This is a genomic window from Roseimicrobium gellanilyticum (assembly GCF_003315205.1).
Lineage (GTDB): Bacteria > Verrucomicrobiota > Verrucomicrobiia > Verrucomicrobiales > Verrucomicrobiaceae > Roseimicrobium > Roseimicrobium gellanilyticum.
Genome location: NZ_QNRR01000019.1, coordinates 93314 through 109179 on the forward strand (window position 1 = coordinate 93314; position 15866 = coordinate 109179).

Below are 15866 nucleotides of genomic sequence, written 5' to 3' on the forward strand. Positions count from 1 at the left end.
CAGTTTGCTTTCCGCTCGATTCACTGCCTTTTCACCCTCCCATGCCCACCCGCCTCGCTCCCGAAGAACTCCGTTCCCACCGCTGGTTTGGTCCGAATGACCTCCGCTCCTTTGGCCATCGCTCGCGGGCAAGGCAGCTTGGTCTGGGCCCGGAAGACTGGCAGGGCAAGCCGGTCATCGCGATTCTGAACACCTGGTCGGACATCAATCCCTGTCACCTGCACTTCAAGGTGCTCGCGGAGAACGTGAAGAAAGGCGTCCTGCAGGCCGGAGGCATGCCACTGGAGATTCCGGTGATGTCGCTGAGTGAGAACTTCATGAAGCCCACCACCATGCTCTATCGCAATTTCCTCGCGATGGAAGCGGAGGAGATGCTGCGCTGCCACCCGGTGGATGGCGCCGTGCTGCTGGGCGCGTGCGACAAGACAACCCCCGCCCTCATCATGGGCGCGGTGAGTGCGGGCCTTCCCTTCATCTTTGTCCCCGGTGGTCCCATGCTGCGCGGTCAGTGGCGCGACCAGACGCTGGGCAGCGGCACGGATGCCTGGAAATACTGGGCCGAGCTGCGCGCAGGGAACATCACTCAGGAAGACTGGTGCGACATCGAGGACGGGATCGCGCGCTCGCACGGTCACTGCATGACCATGGGCACGGCCTCCACGATGACAGCGATCACGGAAACACTCGGCCTCACGCTTCCGGGTGCTTCCAGCATTCCCGCGAGCGACGCGCGTCACTGGCGCATGGCCGCGTCCTCCGGCCGTCAGATTGTGGAGAACGTGTGGAACAACCTGAACCCCTCCCAGTTCCTGAACAAGGCCGCGTTTGAAAACGCCATCGTGGCAGACATGGCCGTGGGTGGCAGCACCAATGCGATCGTGCACCTCATCGCCATGGCAGGCCGCGCGGGCATCAAGCTGCCGCTGGAAGACTTCGACACCATTTCGCGCAAGACGCCGCGCCTCGCCGACCTGCGCCCCGCCGGCCGCTTCCTCATGGAGGATTTCTATTTCGCCGGTGGCCTGCCCGCGCTGCTGAAGCAAGTGGAGGACATCCTCGCAGGTGACTGCATGACGGTGAATGGACACACGCTGTCTGAGAACATCGCCGATGCGAAAATCTGGAACACCGAGGTCATTCGCACGCGCGACAATCCCCTCTCCACCGAAGGCGGCACCGCCGTGCTGCGTGGCAACATCTGCCCGAACGGCGCCGTGGTGAAACACAGCGCGATGGAGCAAAAATACTGGACGCATCGCGGACCGGCTGTCGTTTTCAAGGACTACGAAGATCTCGCCGCACGTCTCGATGACCCCAATGTACCCATCACCGGCGATTCTGTGATGGTGCTGCAAAGCGCCGGCCCTCTCGGAGCTCCGGGCATGCCGGAGTGGGGCATGCTCCCCCTGCCCAAGCGTCTCCTTGAAGCGGGTGTCCGCGACCTTCTGCGTCTCAGCGATGCCCGCATGAGCGGCACCAGCTATGGCGCCTGCGTGCTGCACATCGCTCCCGAGAGCGCCGTGGGCGGCCCCTTCGCCCTCGTCCAGGATGGAGACATCATCGCACTGGATGTGCCCAACCGCACGCTCACCCTGGAAGTCTCCAACGAAGAACTCGCCAAGCGCAAGGCCGCCTGGAAGCCTGCTGCGCGCAAGGTGGACCGCGGCTACCTGCACCTCTTCCTCAATGAGGTGACCCAGGCCGATGAGGGCTGTGACTTCCGATTCCTCCACTACACCGGCACGCCCACGCCGGAGCCGAGAATCCACTAGCATCAACTCGATGGTTACTTCTTGCGAGCCCACCGGCAGCCGGTATCTTCCCGTATGAGCACGGTCGCCATTCATCTCGATCCTTCTCTCCAGCGGTTTGTGGACGCATCCGTCAGTTCAGGGTCGTTCCATAGTGCGAGCGAGGTAGTGGCTGTCGCTCTGCGAAACCTTCAGGCAGACCAAGAAACACGTGCCAGTCGCCTCGCCGCTCTGAGACAGGACGTAAACCTGGGGCTGGAACAAGCAGCCCGAGGTGAGTTTGTCGAGTACGATGCCGAGAGCATCATTGCCGGAAATGCTGCCCGCTAACGGAAAAAGCATGCCCCGAATCCTTCGCACGCAGGCTTCCAAGCAGGACTACAACGACATCTATTCATATATTGCTGCGGATAGTCCCAAGCATGCAGCAAATCTGCTGCGCAAGCTGGATGCCCGGTTGCAAGTTTTATCAGAAAATAACCTGATGGGGCGCCGTCGTCCTGAACTTGCGGAAGACCTGCGCAGCTATCCTGAAGGGAACTATGTCATCTTTTACCAGCCCTTCGAAGATGGCATCATACTGATTAGGGTGCTTCATTCTGCGCGTGACATCACCGCAGACTACTTTAATGAATCGGATACTCCGTAAAGTTCGTTTCCAGCCAGGCGCATCATTCCTCTCCCATGCAAACCACCTTCTCTCCCGCCGACCTCCGCCGCTCCGTCATCGCCGTGCCCCCGCTCTGCCGTGATGCGAACTTCAAGTCGAGCGCCGCTGAAAACGCGAAGCTTATCAAGCACATCGAAGCCGGTGGCGTGAACATCCTGCTCTACGGCGGCAATGCGAACTTCTACAACATCAGCCTCTCCGAGTACGGCAGCGTGCTGGCCCAGCTTGAAGAGGTAGCGGCGAAGGACACGCTGATCATCCCGGCCATCGGCCCCTTCTTCGGCACGGCGATGGATCAGGTGGAGATCCTCAAGGGGACCAGGTATCCCACCGCCATGCTGCTCCCCACCCTGGCAGTCTCCAAGCCGGAAGGCGTGCGTGAGGCGGTGCTGCGGATTGTCGAAAAACTCGGCCGGCCCATCGTGCTGTACGTGAAGGACGAAGGCTATGTAAACCTGGAAGTCGTGAAGAGCCTCGTGGCCGCAGGTGCCGTCTCCTGGATCAAGTACGCCGTGGTGCGCCAGGATCCCGCCGTGGACCCGCTGCTCGAAGCCATCTCGAATGAGGTGCCTCGCGAACTGCTCGTGAGCGGCATCGGTGAGCAACCTGCCATCATTCACTGGAAGAAGTTTGGCGTGCAGGCCTTCACCGCCGGTTGCGTGTGCGTGGCCCCGAATCGCTCCCAGGAACTGCTGCTCGCCCTGCAGGCAGGTGAGTTCGACAAGGCCGAGTCCCTTCGTGAACGCTTCCTTCCGCTCGAAGATCTGCGCAATGCCTACAGCCCCATCCAGGTGCTGCACCACGCGGTGAAGCTCGCCGGCATCGCTGAGACCGGCCCGCAGCTTCCGCTGCTCAGCGAGCTGGATGCGGACAAGCAGGCCGCCATTGCCCGCGCCGCGCAGGACGCGCTGGCATGGAGCCGTGCGTAGTCGTTGGCAGCACCCGCTTGCAATCGCTGACGCATGGAGGACCAAGCCCCCGAGCCGCACGAAGAAGAGGATCCCATCCGCACCTGCGCATACACGGGCGAACGCCGCCCGCAATCGCAGATGGTGCGCATCGGGCCGCACTACGTGGTCGCAGAGTACAAGGATGCGGCCGTGCAGTTCCTCCAGCAGGGCAATGAGTTCGATCCTCCGGGCAAGGACATGCAGGCGCCCCCCGTGCGCCTCATGCCCCTGGTGACGAAGGCGTGGGACATCTTCCGGCAGCACTGGCTGCTGTTCTTCCTCATCAATGTCACTGTCGCACTTCCCGTGAGCATTCTGGAGGGCTATGTCAGCACCCAGGTGGATCCTGTGGAGGGTGGGATGCGGCTTCTTTTCTTCTCCATTTCCGTCAATGGCATCTTCATCAGTGTGGGTCACGCGGCAATCTTTGCAGCCATGTCCCGCATCTGGATGGGCAAGGTGCCCACTTATGGAAACGCGTGGTTCGTGACCATGGCACGATTGGGCAATGTGGTGCTGGCCAGCATCTTTGTGCTCATCCTCGTCATGGCGGGCTTCTTCCTTTGCCTTGTTCCCGGCTTCCTCGCGTCGGTGTGGCTGGCATTCACGATTTGCATTGTCATGGATGAGGGCCGCTCTGCCTGGCCCGCTGTGGAGAGGAGTGCGGATCTCGCCCGCGGGAGGTTCTGGCTGCTGTTCCTTTATTTCATCGCAGTAACGCTCCCCCTCACCGTCCTTGTTTTCATCTACCAGGTGGTTGTGCAGTTCGTGCCCACGCTGAGCCACTGGCTGTTGGATGCAGTGATACTGACAATTCTCTCCACCCCGTTGCTCCTCGTCCAGGTTTTCACGTTCGTACTCTACAGGGCTCTTCGCTCAGCTCCACCGGTGGTGAGCTGATCCGTTTGGCTCCGGCTCTGCCACCCTGCTTGCGCAGCACGCGGTGGAAGGTCCACCATCGAGATTCATCGCACTTGGCACCTGCATTTCGGAAATAATCTCGGAATTGCCAGGCTCTCGCCATTCTGTATGCACAAAAAAGAGCGAAGCAGAACGCTTCGCTCTTGGTGGAAAAAGTAATGAGGCTTTTTGCCCGACTAGGAGTTTTCCTCGGCAGCGGGAGCAGCGTCCTGAGCAGGAGCAGCATCAGCCTTCTTCGCGGCGGGGGCCTTGGCAGCCTTCTTCACGGCGGGCTTCTTGGCAGCAGCGGCCTTCTTGTCAGCATCCGAGGCGGCCTTCGCGGGACGGCTCACCTTGCGGCTGATGCCCTGCTTGGCGAGTTCCTTCTTGCGCTTCAGGTAAGCGGCGCGGCGGCGACGCTTGATGATCTTGTTGGATTGTTGTCCCATGAGGATGGATGCAGTGTTTGTAAAAGAGGGCGGACAAGTTCCACCGATGCTTGAAGAATCAAGGTGAAAAATGCGTCAGATCCCCAACTGACGAGGTTCGCATCCACCCACTCTCACCTACAAAAAGCCTTGCATGCCTGCGGAACTGTGTTCACATTGACCCTGTTGACGGGCTTGCATGCCCTCACGAGTGACCCAAGGTTGCCTTCCGCGCAACGGTCCCGCCTGCCTCAAACGCGCCCTCACGGGCATGCATCTCAGCGTTTCGAGCCCGGGTGCGGCACCCCCGCCTGGAATTTCCTGCACGGATCACCCCTTTCTTTCTTTTCTCGTACGTTCATTTCCCCACGGGCAGCACTTCGCGCCCATGGGCGACATCCCAGCTTCCCCACCCCACAACGAATCTGTCATGGCAGGCCACAACAAATGGTCGAAGGTCAAGCACATCAAGGCCGTAGTCGATGCCAAGCGCGGCAAGGTATTCAGCAAACTCGCCAAGGAGATTACGCTGGCGGCGAAGCATGGGGGCGGAAGTCCAGATACCAATGCCCGGCTGCGCACTGCCATCTTGAACGCCAAGGCCCAGAACGTGCCTAATGACAACATTGAGCGTGCTATCAAGAAGGGTACCGGCGAGCTGCAGGGCGCAGCGCTGGAGGAAGTGGTCTATGAAGGCATTGGCCAGGGTGGCGTGGCTCTGCTCATCGAAGTGGTCACTGACAATCGCAATCGCAGCGTGAGCGACCTGCGCACCATTTTCAGCAAGCTGGGCGGCACCTTCGCGGATGCCGGCAGCGTTTCGTATCTTTTTTCCCGTCTCGGAGAGATCCGCCTGGACAAGCCCTCGCTCGAAGAAGACACCGTGATGGAGATCGCCCTCGAAGCAGGCGCGGATGACATCATCGGCGAGGAGGAAGAATGGGTGGTATACACCCCGGTGGATAAACTTTTCGCTGTGGGCGGCGCCTTCCAGGCGAAGAACATCACGCCAAAATCACAACAACTCATCTACCAGCCATCCACCACTGTGACCCTGGACGATGAATCCACGGCACGTTCTTTTCTCAAGCTGTACGACGCTTTGGACGACTACGACGACACGCAGAACGTGCACGCCAACTTCGAACTGGCTGATGAAGTGGTGGCCAGGCTCTCCTGACGCCTCAAGACATACCTTTTGTATCGCATCTCTCGATGACTGAGCATTCAACTTTGCAAGCGGGCTCCTCAACACCCACGCTGTTTCCCATGGCACCCGAGGAATCAAGATCGACTCCCAGCGGCAAACGCGCTGCGAAAAAGACAGCCAAAAAGGCGGTGAAGAAGTCTGCGAAAAAAGCAGCCGCCAAGACCGAGGTACAGGCTGAACTGCCCACCCCGCCCGCTCCCAAGAAGCGTGCCGCCAAAAAGAGCACCAAGGGTACGGCAAAGCGTGAAGAACGTGCCAGCGCTCCCGCAGCCGCAACATCCTCTGAAGTGATGGTGCAGGATGGTGGAGTCACTCGCGTGCCCGCAGCCGATGTGGTGCACCATGAGCCCGCCGCGCGTCCCGCGCCTGTCGATGCTCCGATTTCTGCTCCCGCGCCAGCCCCGGCTCCTGTGCCCGCTCCCGCACCTGTGGCGGAAGTTCGCGAAGCCCCGTCCCAGCCAGCACCACAGCAGCAGCAGCATGGCTCCGGTCATGCGCATCCGCGTGCTCACACGGGTGGCCAGCAGCATGGCGGCCAGGGTGGCCCCAATGCTCCCGCCCCCTCCGGAGAAGGCCAGCACCAGCACGGTGGCCATGGCCGCGGTCGCAAGTGGGAGAAGCGCAACAAGTTCCGTGAACGTTTCCGCGACAAGCATCGCGATCGTGATGGTCAGCCCCAAGGCGACGGCGAAGGCCAGCAGCAGCAGGCTCCCCCGCCCGAGCGCCCGCTTGGCCCGCCGGAGCCCAGCGAGGGCATTCTTGAGCTCACACCGAAGGGCTATGGCTTCCTGCGCCAGAAGAGCCGCCAGTGGGCGGACTTCGCGCAAGACCCGTGGGTCTCTCCCGAATGGATTCGCAATCTCGGCCTGCGCACCGGCATGTACATCAAGGGTGTGGAGCGCATGGGGCACCGCGGACCTCAGGTCACGGAGATCAAGGAGGTGAACGGCCTGCCTCCGGAGAAGGTGCGCGATCTGCCACTCTTCGAAGAACTCAAGGCGGTGAACCCGAGCAAGCGCATCCAGCTTGAAACGGTCCCCACACGCCTCACTACGCGTGTGATGGATCTCATCACACCCGTCGGCCGTGGTCAGCGCGGCTTGATCGTGGCGCCTCCACGCGCCGGTAAGACCACTCTGCTGCAGCACATCGCCGAAGCCATCACGCAGAATCATCCGCAGATGCATCTGATGATCCTGCTGGTGGATGAGCGCCCTGAAGAAGTGACGGAGTTCCGCCGCACGCTGCCGAATGCCGAGCTGCACGCCAGCTCGAACGACAGTGATATCCGCAGCCACCTGCGCACCGCCGTGCTCGCCATCGAGCGCGCGAAGCGCCTTGTGGAAAGCGGTCAGCACGTTTTCATGCTGCTGGACTCCATCACGCGCATGGCGCGTGCTTTCAATAACGCGCACAAGGGCGGAGCCACAGCCACAGGCGGTCTCGGTGTGGGTGCTCTGGAAATGCCCCGCCGACTCTTCGCTGCCGCACGCAACACGCGCGACGCCGGCTCCCTCACCATCCTCGCCACCACGCTGATTGAAACAAACAGCCGTATGGACGACGCGATCTTCCAGGAGTTCAAGGGCACAGGTAACTTGGAACTCGTGCTCGATCGCAAGATCGCCGAACAGTACATCTATCCCGCGGTGAATATCTTCCGCTCCGGCACCCGCCGTGAGGAACTGCTGCTGCCCCCCTTCCAGATGGAAAAGGTGCACATGCTGCGCCGCGGTCTCGCGGGTCACAAACCCATCGATGCCATCCAGCGTGTCATCACCCTCATGGAGCGCGCTCCGAACAATTCCCAGATGCTCATCGAGCTTCCGGGCAGGGTGAATGTGTGAGGACATCATCACGTCTCTCACGGCGCGCCTATGAAATACGCCTGGATCACTCTGCTCCTGGCGCTTGGATTTGCAGGAGGGTACCTCACCTGTACCCTCACCAGCAAAACTCCCCAAACCCACCGCGTCGCTTTTGACGGAGACGATCTCCGCTCACTCGCTCCTGAATCGCAAATATTGGCGCTGAGCTCGGGGGATCCAAACGAGGACGTGGAACAAGCGCTCCGTAAAGGTGACAGGCGCTACATTGCCATTCACAGGCGTTCGGTGGTGCCAGGCGTTGAGGGAAATCCCGGCGACACAAAGTTCATCGTAGCGCCCTCTGATTACGTCACCTCTTTTGCGCAGGCGCAGTTGCTCACCCTGACGAAAAACTACGCCGCAGAGTACAACAAATGCCTGCAGGCGAAACTAACTGCCAAGTGACCGGCTCCCCAGGTTGACCGTTTTTAAAACCGAGTTCCTATTTTTGGACGAATCTGTGCGTGAAGAGTCAGTAACTGCCGAGCATCTCCGACGTATGCTCATCGGACACTGAAAACCAAAAACCTTCCCCATGCCCGCCTCCAAGCCTCCACCCCGCGATGTCGATATCGACGCCGTCCTGCCACCCGATGGCAAAGGGAAGGCTCCGTCTGGAAGGGACGCTGAGAACTCCTCAGAGGCTGCGCGCATCATTGCGCACTGGATGGATGAGTTCATCCGCATCCCGGGAACCAATGTGCGCATCGGGCTCGACCCCATCATTGGGTTGTTTCCAGGTGTCGGTGATTTCCTGGCGTCGAGCATTGGAGTGGTGACCCTTGCTGAGGGGGTGCGTCAGCGCGTCCCGGTGTCCGCGCTCATACGCATGGGCACGAATATCTTGATCAACGATGCGGTGGGCACCATTCCCGGTGTGGGTGACGTGTTCTCCGCGTGGTTCAAATCGAACTCCCGCAACCTCAAGCTCATCAATCAGTGGAAAGGCGGCGACAAGGCCGCAGTGCGTCGTGGCAGCCGCATCTTTATGGTGGTGTTCATCTCCGTGTGGCTGGGCTTGCTGGTACTGTGGGCCATGGTGTGGATCACCTTCGCGACCATGATCTGGCAGCTCGGCAGCAAATTGTTTGGAGGCTGAGCTCGCAGGCGAGCAGCACACCCGGCATCGTCTTACCGGAGTCTTGATGACCTGTCGAGCTGCTGCGCCCACAATGCCGCTGCGGTTCGCGTCTCCACTCCGAGCTTGGCAAAGATAGCCTCCAAGTGCTTCTGCACCGTGCGTGCACTGATGCCGAGGATGAGCGCGATCTCCTTGTTCGTCTTGGCCTCTGCAACCCACGAGAGCACCTCCGCCTCGCGTGACGATAGCGAAGCCAGCAGCTTGCGCTGACGCACCGCGGCGAATGCACGCTGGATGGCGGGCTGTAGCAGCGACAACACCACACGGTCACGCTCTGTGTAATCCCGCGTGGAACTGGAGAGCACCATGCTCACGAGCTCACCCGGCGCAGGATGCACCGAGAGCGCCATTTGCCGCTCGATGCCGAGATACTTGTATACCTCTTGATACAACCCAAGGTCATGAAGTTCGCGCCTCGTGATGAAGTCACTGATCTTTAGTGGTGCCGCGATGCCAAGTTCCGACTGCAACTTGAAGCAGGGATGCTGATGAATGAGCGCACCAAAGGGCTCCGCATATTTGTTGATCTCTGCATTGTTCACCGTGGAGGTGATCTTCAGCACACGACCTTGGGAGAACTCATTGCAGGCGACAAACTCTGAGTCGATGAGTTTCGGCAGCCAGCCAAAAATCAGGCGATCACGCAGGTCTTCATGACTGGAAGCTTCCAGCAGATCATGACTGCATTGCTTCACGGTTTCCAAGTCGAGGTGTGAGACTCGTTGCATGGTCTTGGGGAGAAACTAGGGAAGGCACCGGGGAGTTGAAAGCGAAAATTACGCCAGATCGCGTATTTACCGTCATGTGGGTGGCGGCGACAGCAATCCCATGATGACGAATGCCTTCCGTCGCGCAGTCTGGCTCGTTCTGATTTTTTTAACTCCTGCGGTTTTTCTAAACGCCCAGGTGACATGGAATGCCGGTACCGGAAACTGGTTCACCTCCAGCAACTGGACCCCGGGCGTGGTACCAACCTCGGCGATTGATGCATCCATCAACAATGGCGGCACAGCACAGATCCTGACGACAGGAGGACAGGTGAAGTTGCTGACTCTCGGTGCAAACGCGGGGCAATCAGGCACGCTCCAAGTGCAAGGCGGAGCACTCACCGCCTCCAGCTTCATGCTGGTGGGAGATTTTGGTTCCGGCACCGTCACCGTTTCCAGTGGGGGCACGCTCTCCACGGGCATCACTGGCATTGGCAACAATGCAGGGTCAAACGGGTTGGTCACGGTGACCGGTGCGAACTCCCGGTGGACCTTCAGCAGTCAAGGTGATGTAGGCAGCAGCGGCCACGGGGAGCTCCACGTGCTGGAAGGCGGGACCGTGAGTTCCGGAAATGGCGCGATGAATGTAGGCAATGACAATGGCGCCAGCGGCCTCGTGGTGATTACAGGCACGACGGCGGCCACGAGCAGTACAGTGGTGTTTACGTTCGTGGGAGCTGCGGTGAACAGCACCGGGGAAATCCGGGTGACCGGGCCAATGGCGACGTGGAATGGTGGCATCACCTCCATCGGGCAAAACGCACAAGGCACGGTAACGCTTTCCCAAGGCGCCACGGGGACGACCAACACACTCAACATTGGCAACACTGCAGTCTCGGTGGGTTCACTGACGGTGCAGAATGCGAATACCACACTCACCGCTGCCAGTGTGAATGTGGGTGTGAGCGGGCGCGGCACGCTGCTCATCGCGGATGGCGGGGTGGTGAACGGCACCCTTGGAAGAATCGGCCAGAACGTCGGCTCGACTGGTGAAGTGACCGTCACAGGGGCCAACTCCAGATGGCTGCTGTCCGGAGACATCACCACGGGGTCGGTGTCACCCGGGTCTGGCGGAAGTGCCACGTTGTCGATTCTGAATGGCGGCCGTGTGCGCACGAATGGACGCTTCAACGCGAATGCCAACTTCAACCTCACGGTCAGCGGCACCAACTCCAAGCTGGAAATCCTCGATGTCGCCAGCTTCGGCTCGCTAGCTGGCGTGGTGGTGCAGAACTCGCAGGTGCAGGTCGTGAACGGTGGATCCGTAGTCACAGGCGCACCCGCAGCGCTGAGCAACAGCACCAATTTCCTGGCAGCTGTCGGAGACACATTGACGGTCACCATCACCAATGGCTCATGGACGGCTCAAGGGGGCATGGTCATCACAGGTGTGGGCACGACCACCACCACGATTTCCCAAGGCTCCACCATCAACACTTCCTCCACCGCGCCGAATGTCGCCTCCTTCCAGATGGCTGGCAACGCGGGAGGTGTGCACCATCTTACGGTTCAAGGCTCCGGCACTGTATGGAACAACTCTGGCTGGGCGCTGATTGGAGACCAGGGTTCAGCGACAGTGACCGTGGAGAATGGAGCTGTGATGAGGAGCAGCTTTGTCGACGTGGCCCGGCGGGCCACCAGCACCTCAAAAATTACCGTGACGGGTGCGAACTCGCTGTGGGATGCCTCCTCGCTCGCGGGATTCGCGAGCACCATCGGTGAGGGCGGCGATGGCACACTGCACATATTGAACGGAGGCGAGTTTCGCGCCGATACCCTGACCATGGGTAGTTCCTTTCTTGGGGTACATGGTGAAGGGCATCTGCTGGTCTCCGGGGCCAATTCGAAGCTCACCCTGACCGGCACCGCCGGTATCTTCGATGGAGAACTCGAGGTCGGCCTGTTCAACGACAGCGAGGCCGTGTTTGAGAAGGGCGGCCAGCTTACAGGCAGGTATCTGTCCATCGCGGGTAATTCCGGTACCACGGCCGAAGTCACCGTCAGTGACGCGGGGTCGGCCATCCATCTCACGGAACACATCGCGGTGGGAGTCAATGGCACCGGCACGTTCACCGTGAACAGTGGTGCCACGGTGGTGAGCAAGCAGGGCTTCGTCGGAGATCTGGATGGGGCAATCGGCAATGCCACCATCTCGGGCAGTGGCACTTCATGGACGATGACGGAAGATCTCGAAATAGGATTTCAGGGAACCGGAACCGTGATCGTGGAGAACCAGGCCACTGTCACCGCAAGGCAGGTCCGCCTCAATGTGAGCAGCGAGGCACCGCTCCCATCCGTGCTGGAGGTGCGTGGCGGCGCCCTACTCGTGACGAGGCAAATCCGGGAAGGCGGCTTCTCCTGTGGATGCGGTGTCGGTGGCGGCAGTGAAGGAGTGGCCGGCGCCAAGCTCAACATCGACGGAGGTATCCTGCGAGCCACCGCGAATGAGCAGGACTTTCTTTTCGGATTCGAGTCCGGCGACGTGGAGTTCAAGAGCGGTGGAGCCACCATTGATAGCAATGGCTTCAACATTGGGATCGGTGTGCCCCTCGGCGGTGCAGGGGGAATGACGAAGACAGGCCAGGGGATTCTGACCTTGTCAGGCACCACGAGCTATGCCGGAGCCACGCTGGTGAGTGCCGGCACGCTGCGGGTGAATGGCTCCATCACTCTCTCAGCCGTGACCTTGAGCGATGGCGCCACTCTTGGTGGTACGGGAAGCATCACGGGCAATACCACCATCAACAACGGCGGCAGGATTGCCCCCGGAGCAAGTCCCGGCACGTTGTCCGTGGGGAACCTGCTGCTGAACAATCTCTCGCTTCTGGACTATGAACTGGGCCCGCCGCAGCCTCCCGGCATCGCAGGCACGGATAGTGACCTGCTTCAGGTGAATGGTGCGCTGACTTTGGATGGCGTGCTGAACATCGATCCACTCACGGGTTTCAATATCGGAACGTATCGCCTCATCAACTACTCCACGCTGACAAACAACTTCGGACTGGGCTTGGGTGATGTGCCGCTGGGACTGAACTACACCATCGATACGGCCACGACCGGCCAGGTAAACCTCATCGTCAGTCTCACGGATTTGCAGTACTGGGACGGGCCGAATGTCCTTGGCAACAATGTGGTGGATGGCGGCACGGGCACCTGGAACAACACCTCGGCGAACTGGACCACCGAGGTGGGCATCCCCAACTCGGCATGGAACAGCAAGACGGCCATCTTCCAGGGCACAGCGGGTACAGTGACACTGGGAGACGACATCGACTTCGAAGGTTTGCAGTTCGTCACCAGTGGTTATGTCATCAATCAGGACCTGGCCCAGCTCTATGCACTCCATACTGCCACGGATGCAGTCGTGCTGGTGAATGCGGGTGCGCAGGCCACCATCAACGCGCCCATCACCGGCAGTGGTGGCATTGCAAAGGGCGGCACCGGCACCTTGGTACTCACGGGAGCGCACTCCTACCTCGGCGATACCGCAGTGAATGCGGGTGCATTGTATGTGAATGGATCTCTGGTGGAATCGAGCGTCACCGTGGCCAGCGATGCCACGTTTGGCGGCATCGGTCGTGTGGAGCATGGGGTGACTGTTGGCGCTGGTGGCATCATCCGTCCTGGGGATGCCACGAATCCCGGCGCGCTGCGTGTGGGCTCGCTCTCGCTTGGGAACACATCGGTTCTCGCGTATTCCCTTGGTGCCCCGGGTAATCCGAACAACAGCCACATCGCCGTGGATGGGGACCTCTTGCTGGACGGCCTGCTGCGCATCACGGACGCGGGCGGCTTCACGGCGGACGCGTACAACCTCATGACGTATGGAGGTGCGCTCACGGATGCACTCCTCACCATTCAGAGTATGCCTGCGGGTTTCAATCCGGGGAACTTCGCCATCGACACCGACACAGCCGGAGAGGTGAACCTCGTGGTGGTGGAGACCGGCCCGGGCATGCAGTACTGGGATGGCTCGCACCCGGGCGCCAATGGATTCATCGATGGCGGCGATGGCATCTGGAATGTGACGGATACCAACTGGACGAACCAGGCTGGCAACATCAATGGCCCATGGGCAGGGCAGACCGGCGTCTTCACCACGCGACCGGGCATCGTCACGCTGGGCAGCGACATCCCCTTCCAGAAGCTCATCTTCCAAGTGAGCGGCTATCGCATTGTCTCGCCCGCAGGACAAAAGCTCTACTCGCTGGGGGATGCGGAAATGCAGGTGGTGGGAGGCGCGCGTGCCACCATAGCCGCGCCGATTTCTGTAACCGGTACATTCACCAAGTCGGGTCCGGGCAGGCTCATTCTCGCAGGGGCCTCACCTTCCTATGCAGGAGCCACACTCATCCAGCAGGGTGGCCTGTATGTGAATACGGTGCTGCGATCTCCGCTCGTGCGTGTGGGTCGTGCTGGTACCCTGGGTGGCAGTGGCATCATCGTGGGGAATGTCCTCAACCATGGCACCGTGGCTTCGGGGAATTCCGTGGGTGCACTCACCATCCATGGCAATTTCCGGCAGACAGGCAGCGGCACACTGGAGTTGGAAATTGCGAGTCTGCACCGGTTTGATCAATTGTCCGTCAGCGGCACCGCGCATCTTGGCGGCACGCTGGATGTGCGTTCGCTCGGCGCCGATCTTGAGTATGGCGACCAATTCCCCTTCCTCCATGCGGGCCGTATCAAGGGACGATTCTCGCGCATCACCATGCCGCATCCTTCGGTGAATCGTGGCCGCTTCTTCACTGTCGGTGGCACGGGCATCCTGCTGGTCGCGCCCACGAGCTACACGCTGGTGGCAGAAACACCCAATCAGACAAGGCTTGCAAGGGCGCTGGATGAATGGATTGGCATCGAAGATGGTGACATCGGCGTGACGACTCTCGCTCTCGACATGCTGCGGGAGGAGCAATATCCCGCAGCGTTCGAAGCCATCCTGCCCGGACACTATGATGCCGCTCTGCAGATCAGCGCCGAACTCGCCCACAGCCAGATGCAGGGGCTGCATCAGCAATTCAGCTCACGTCGCCTCTCGATACGCAGCATGGGCACGGAAGCCTATCGCAAGTCTGCACCCAGGACGCCCAGCACCAAGAATTCCAAAGACGTGAAAGCCGTGCAGGATCAAATCACTCCCCCCGAGGAGGACCCATGGGTGGTGTGGACCCAAGCCACAGGACTCTTTTCCCACACCGGTTGGGGTACCACACCGGATCGCGAGTTCGATAGCGGCACCTTCCTCGCCGGAGCGGACTATGCCCTGAGTGATGAGTTCGCCGTGGGCATCTTCGCAGGCTACCAGATGGGCGAGAGCGACTATCCCGGGAACAACCAGGCGGATCTGGAGAAGGTGACCTTCGGCGCGTATGCGCTGTATGATCGTGGCAACTTCTATGCGCATGCGGCCGTGGAAGGTGGCGCAATTGAATATGAAGTGCGACGCGCCATTGTGCTGCCTACTCTGGACCGTGCGACCCACAGTGAGCCAGATGGTCATGAAGTCTCTGCCAGCTTCGGCACGGGCTATGACTTCCAGGCGGGTAATTTCACCTTTGGACCGAGCCTTGCGATTCAATACACCCGGCAGAGTCTCAGTGGATTCACCGAGCGCGGCGCGGACAGTCTCGACCTGCGCCTCGATGATGCAAACGTGGACAGCCTGCGCAGCTATCTCGGCGCGAGAGTCGCGTACACCATGAAGCTTCCCGGAGAAGTCACCGTCATTCCAGAACTCCGCGCCTTCTGGCAACACGAGTTCCTGCAGGACGGTGAGACGCTTCACGCGAGGCTCGCCGGAGGTTCAGGCCCCGGCTTCGACTACCTCACCAGGGAACCCGAGCGTGACGCCTTCTACCTTGGCGGTGGCGTGAATGTGCTGATGGATCAGACCTTCTTCGGCGGGCTCTTCTACCATGCCGAATTCGGCCGCACGGATGAGGCGAATCACACGATCAGTGTGAATGCGAACTGGAGGTTCTAACTGGGTGTCTTGACTAACCAACGCAGGCACATCCTTTCGTGGTGAGTCGCAAGATAGCGGCCTCGTGAATCCTGTCTGGCAGTCATCAGTGCGCTTTGCGTCGTGGAGTGTGACGTGCTTCAAAAGCAAGGCAGGCGAAGTTACGCTTGTCATCGCTATGAGAAGCCAAGCTCAACGAAGGAAGGCAGTGTCAGGCCG

At 60.3% G+C, this 15866-nt stretch carries 12 protein-coding genes; 10 read left to right on the forward strand and 2 right to left on the reverse strand.

The features are described from left to right. The first annotated feature begins 41 nt into the window (after nucleotides 1-41). Genes araD through DES53_RS30745 form a run of 5 tightly spaced genes read left to right on the forward strand, consistent with a single transcriptional unit; the run spans nucleotide 42 to nucleotide 4271 of the window. Nucleotides 42-1772, forward strand: coding sequence for an L-arabinonate dehydratase (gene araD / locus DES53_RS30725; RefSeq protein ID WP_113962169.1), 1731 nt, complete (start codon nucleotides 42-44; stop codon nucleotides 1770-1772). A gap of 54 nt (nucleotides 1773-1826) precedes the next feature. Continuing rightward, complete coding sequence (locus tag DES53_RS34125; protein WP_113962170.1) at nucleotides 1827-2081, forward strand: type II toxin-antitoxin system ParD family antitoxin; 255 nt, start codon at nucleotides 1827-1829, stop codon at nucleotides 2079-2081. 10 nt (nucleotides 2082-2091) lie between these two features. Continuing rightward, entirely contained in the window at nucleotides 2092-2400 is a 309-nt protein-coding gene (locus DES53_RS30735; RefSeq protein WP_113962171.1) for a type II toxin-antitoxin system RelE/ParE family toxin, read from the forward strand. A gap of 35 nt (nucleotides 2401-2435) precedes the next feature. Further along, nucleotides 2436-3350, forward strand: a complete 915-nt coding sequence (locus DES53_RS30740; protein WP_113962172.1) for a dihydrodipicolinate synthase family protein — start codon at nucleotides 2436-2438, stop codon at nucleotides 3348-3350. 33 nt (nucleotides 3351-3383) lie between these two features. Then, nucleotides 3384-4271, forward strand: a complete 888-nt coding sequence (locus DES53_RS30745; protein ID WP_113962173.1) for a hypothetical protein — start codon at nucleotides 3384-3386, stop codon at nucleotides 4269-4271. Nucleotides 4272-4468: 197 nt separating this feature from the next. Here the strand turns inward: DES53_RS30745 and DES53_RS33650 are convergent, their stop codons facing one another. Continuing rightward, nucleotides 4469-4720, reverse strand: coding sequence for a hypothetical protein (locus tag DES53_RS33650; RefSeq protein ID WP_211325749.1), 252 nt, complete (start codon nucleotides 4718-4720; stop codon nucleotides 4469-4471). 409 nt (nucleotides 4721-5129) lie between these two features. Here DES53_RS33650 and DES53_RS30755 point away from each other — a divergent pair, with 409 nt between their 5' ends. The 4 genes from DES53_RS30755 to DES53_RS30770 all read left to right on the forward strand — a co-directional run bounded on the left by DES53_RS30755 (nucleotide 5130) and on the right by DES53_RS30770 (nucleotide 8876). After that, a complete protein-coding gene (locus DES53_RS30755) occupies nucleotides 5130-5879 on the forward strand; it encodes a YebC/PmpR family DNA-binding transcriptional regulator (RefSeq protein WP_113962174.1) in 750 nt (249 codons plus the stop codon). Nucleotides 5880-5968: 89 nt separating this feature from the next. Continuing rightward, entirely contained in the window at nucleotides 5969-7756 is a 1788-nt protein-coding gene (gene rho, locus DES53_RS33910) for a transcription termination factor Rho (protein WP_113962175.1), read from the forward strand. A 30-nt stretch (nucleotides 7757-7786) separates the two neighbouring features. Continuing rightward, entirely contained in the window at nucleotides 7787-8182 is a 396-nt protein-coding gene (locus DES53_RS30765; RefSeq protein WP_113962176.1) for a hypothetical protein, read from the forward strand. Nucleotides 8183-8312: 130 nt separating this feature from the next. Further along, nucleotides 8313-8876 carry a DUF4112 domain-containing protein gene (locus DES53_RS30770; protein WP_113962177.1) on the forward strand — a complete coding sequence of 188 codons (564 nt, stop codon included), beginning with the start codon at nucleotides 8313-8315 and terminating at the stop codon, nucleotides 8874-8876. A gap of 32 nt (nucleotides 8877-8908) precedes the next feature. On the opposite strand, the gene DES53_RS30775 is transcribed toward DES53_RS30770, so the two are convergent. After that, on the reverse strand, nucleotides 8909-9646 hold the full coding sequence (locus DES53_RS30775; protein WP_113962178.1) for a helix-turn-helix transcriptional regulator: 738 nt from the start codon (nucleotides 9644-9646) through the stop codon (nucleotides 8909-8911). 100 nt (nucleotides 9647-9746) lie between these two features. Here DES53_RS30775 and DES53_RS30780 point away from each other — a divergent pair, with 100 nt between their 5' ends. After that, on the forward strand, nucleotides 9747-15668 hold the full coding sequence (locus DES53_RS30780; RefSeq protein ID WP_147263731.1) for an autotransporter domain-containing protein: 5922 nt from the start codon (nucleotides 9747-9749) through the stop codon (nucleotides 15666-15668). Nucleotides 15669-15866 lie beyond the last annotated feature (198 nt).

Excerpts from the sequence above, each read along its gene's own strand:
- araD (WP_113962169.1), top strand. The coding sequence starts at position 42 with ATGCCCACCCGCCTCGCTCCCGAAGAACTCCGTTCCCACCGCTGGTTT.
- DES53_RS30780 (WP_147263731.1), top strand. The coding sequence starts at position 9,747 with ATGATGACGAATGCCTTCCGTCGCGCAGTCTGGCTCGTTCTGATTTTT.
- DES53_RS30770 (WP_113962177.1), top strand. The coding sequence starts at position 8,313 with ATGCCCGCCTCCAAGCCTCCACCCCGCGATGTCGATATCGACGCCGTC.
- DES53_RS30740 (WP_113962172.1), top strand. The coding sequence starts at position 2,436 with ATGCAAACCACCTTCTCTCCCGCCGACCTCCGCCGCTCCGTCATCGCC.
- rho (WP_113962175.1), top strand. The coding sequence starts at position 5,969 with ATGGCACCCGAGGAATCAAGATCGACTCCCAGCGGCAAACGCGCTGCG.
- DES53_RS34125 (WP_113962170.1), top strand. The coding sequence starts at position 1,827 with ATGAGCACGGTCGCCATTCATCTCGATCCTTCTCTCCAGCGGTTTGTG.
- DES53_RS30765 (WP_113962176.1), top strand. The coding sequence starts at position 7,787 with ATGAAATACGCCTGGATCACTCTGCTCCTGGCGCTTGGATTTGCAGGA.
- DES53_RS30775 (WP_113962178.1), bottom strand. The coding sequence starts at position 9,646 with ATGCAACGAGTCTCACACCTCGACTTGGAAACCGTGAAGCAATGCAGT.
- DES53_RS30755 (WP_113962174.1), top strand. The coding sequence starts at position 5,130 with ATGGCAGGCCACAACAAATGGTCGAAGGTCAAGCACATCAAGGCCGTA.
- DES53_RS30745 (WP_113962173.1), top strand. The coding sequence starts at position 3,384 with ATGGAGGACCAAGCCCCCGAGCCGCACGAAGAAGAGGATCCCATCCGC.
- DES53_RS30735 (WP_113962171.1), top strand. The coding sequence starts at position 2,092 with ATGCCCCGAATCCTTCGCACGCAGGCTTCCAAGCAGGACTACAACGAC.
- DES53_RS33650 (WP_211325749.1), bottom strand. The coding sequence starts at position 4,720 with ATGGGACAACAATCCAACAAGATCATCAAGCGTCGCCGCCGCGCCGCT.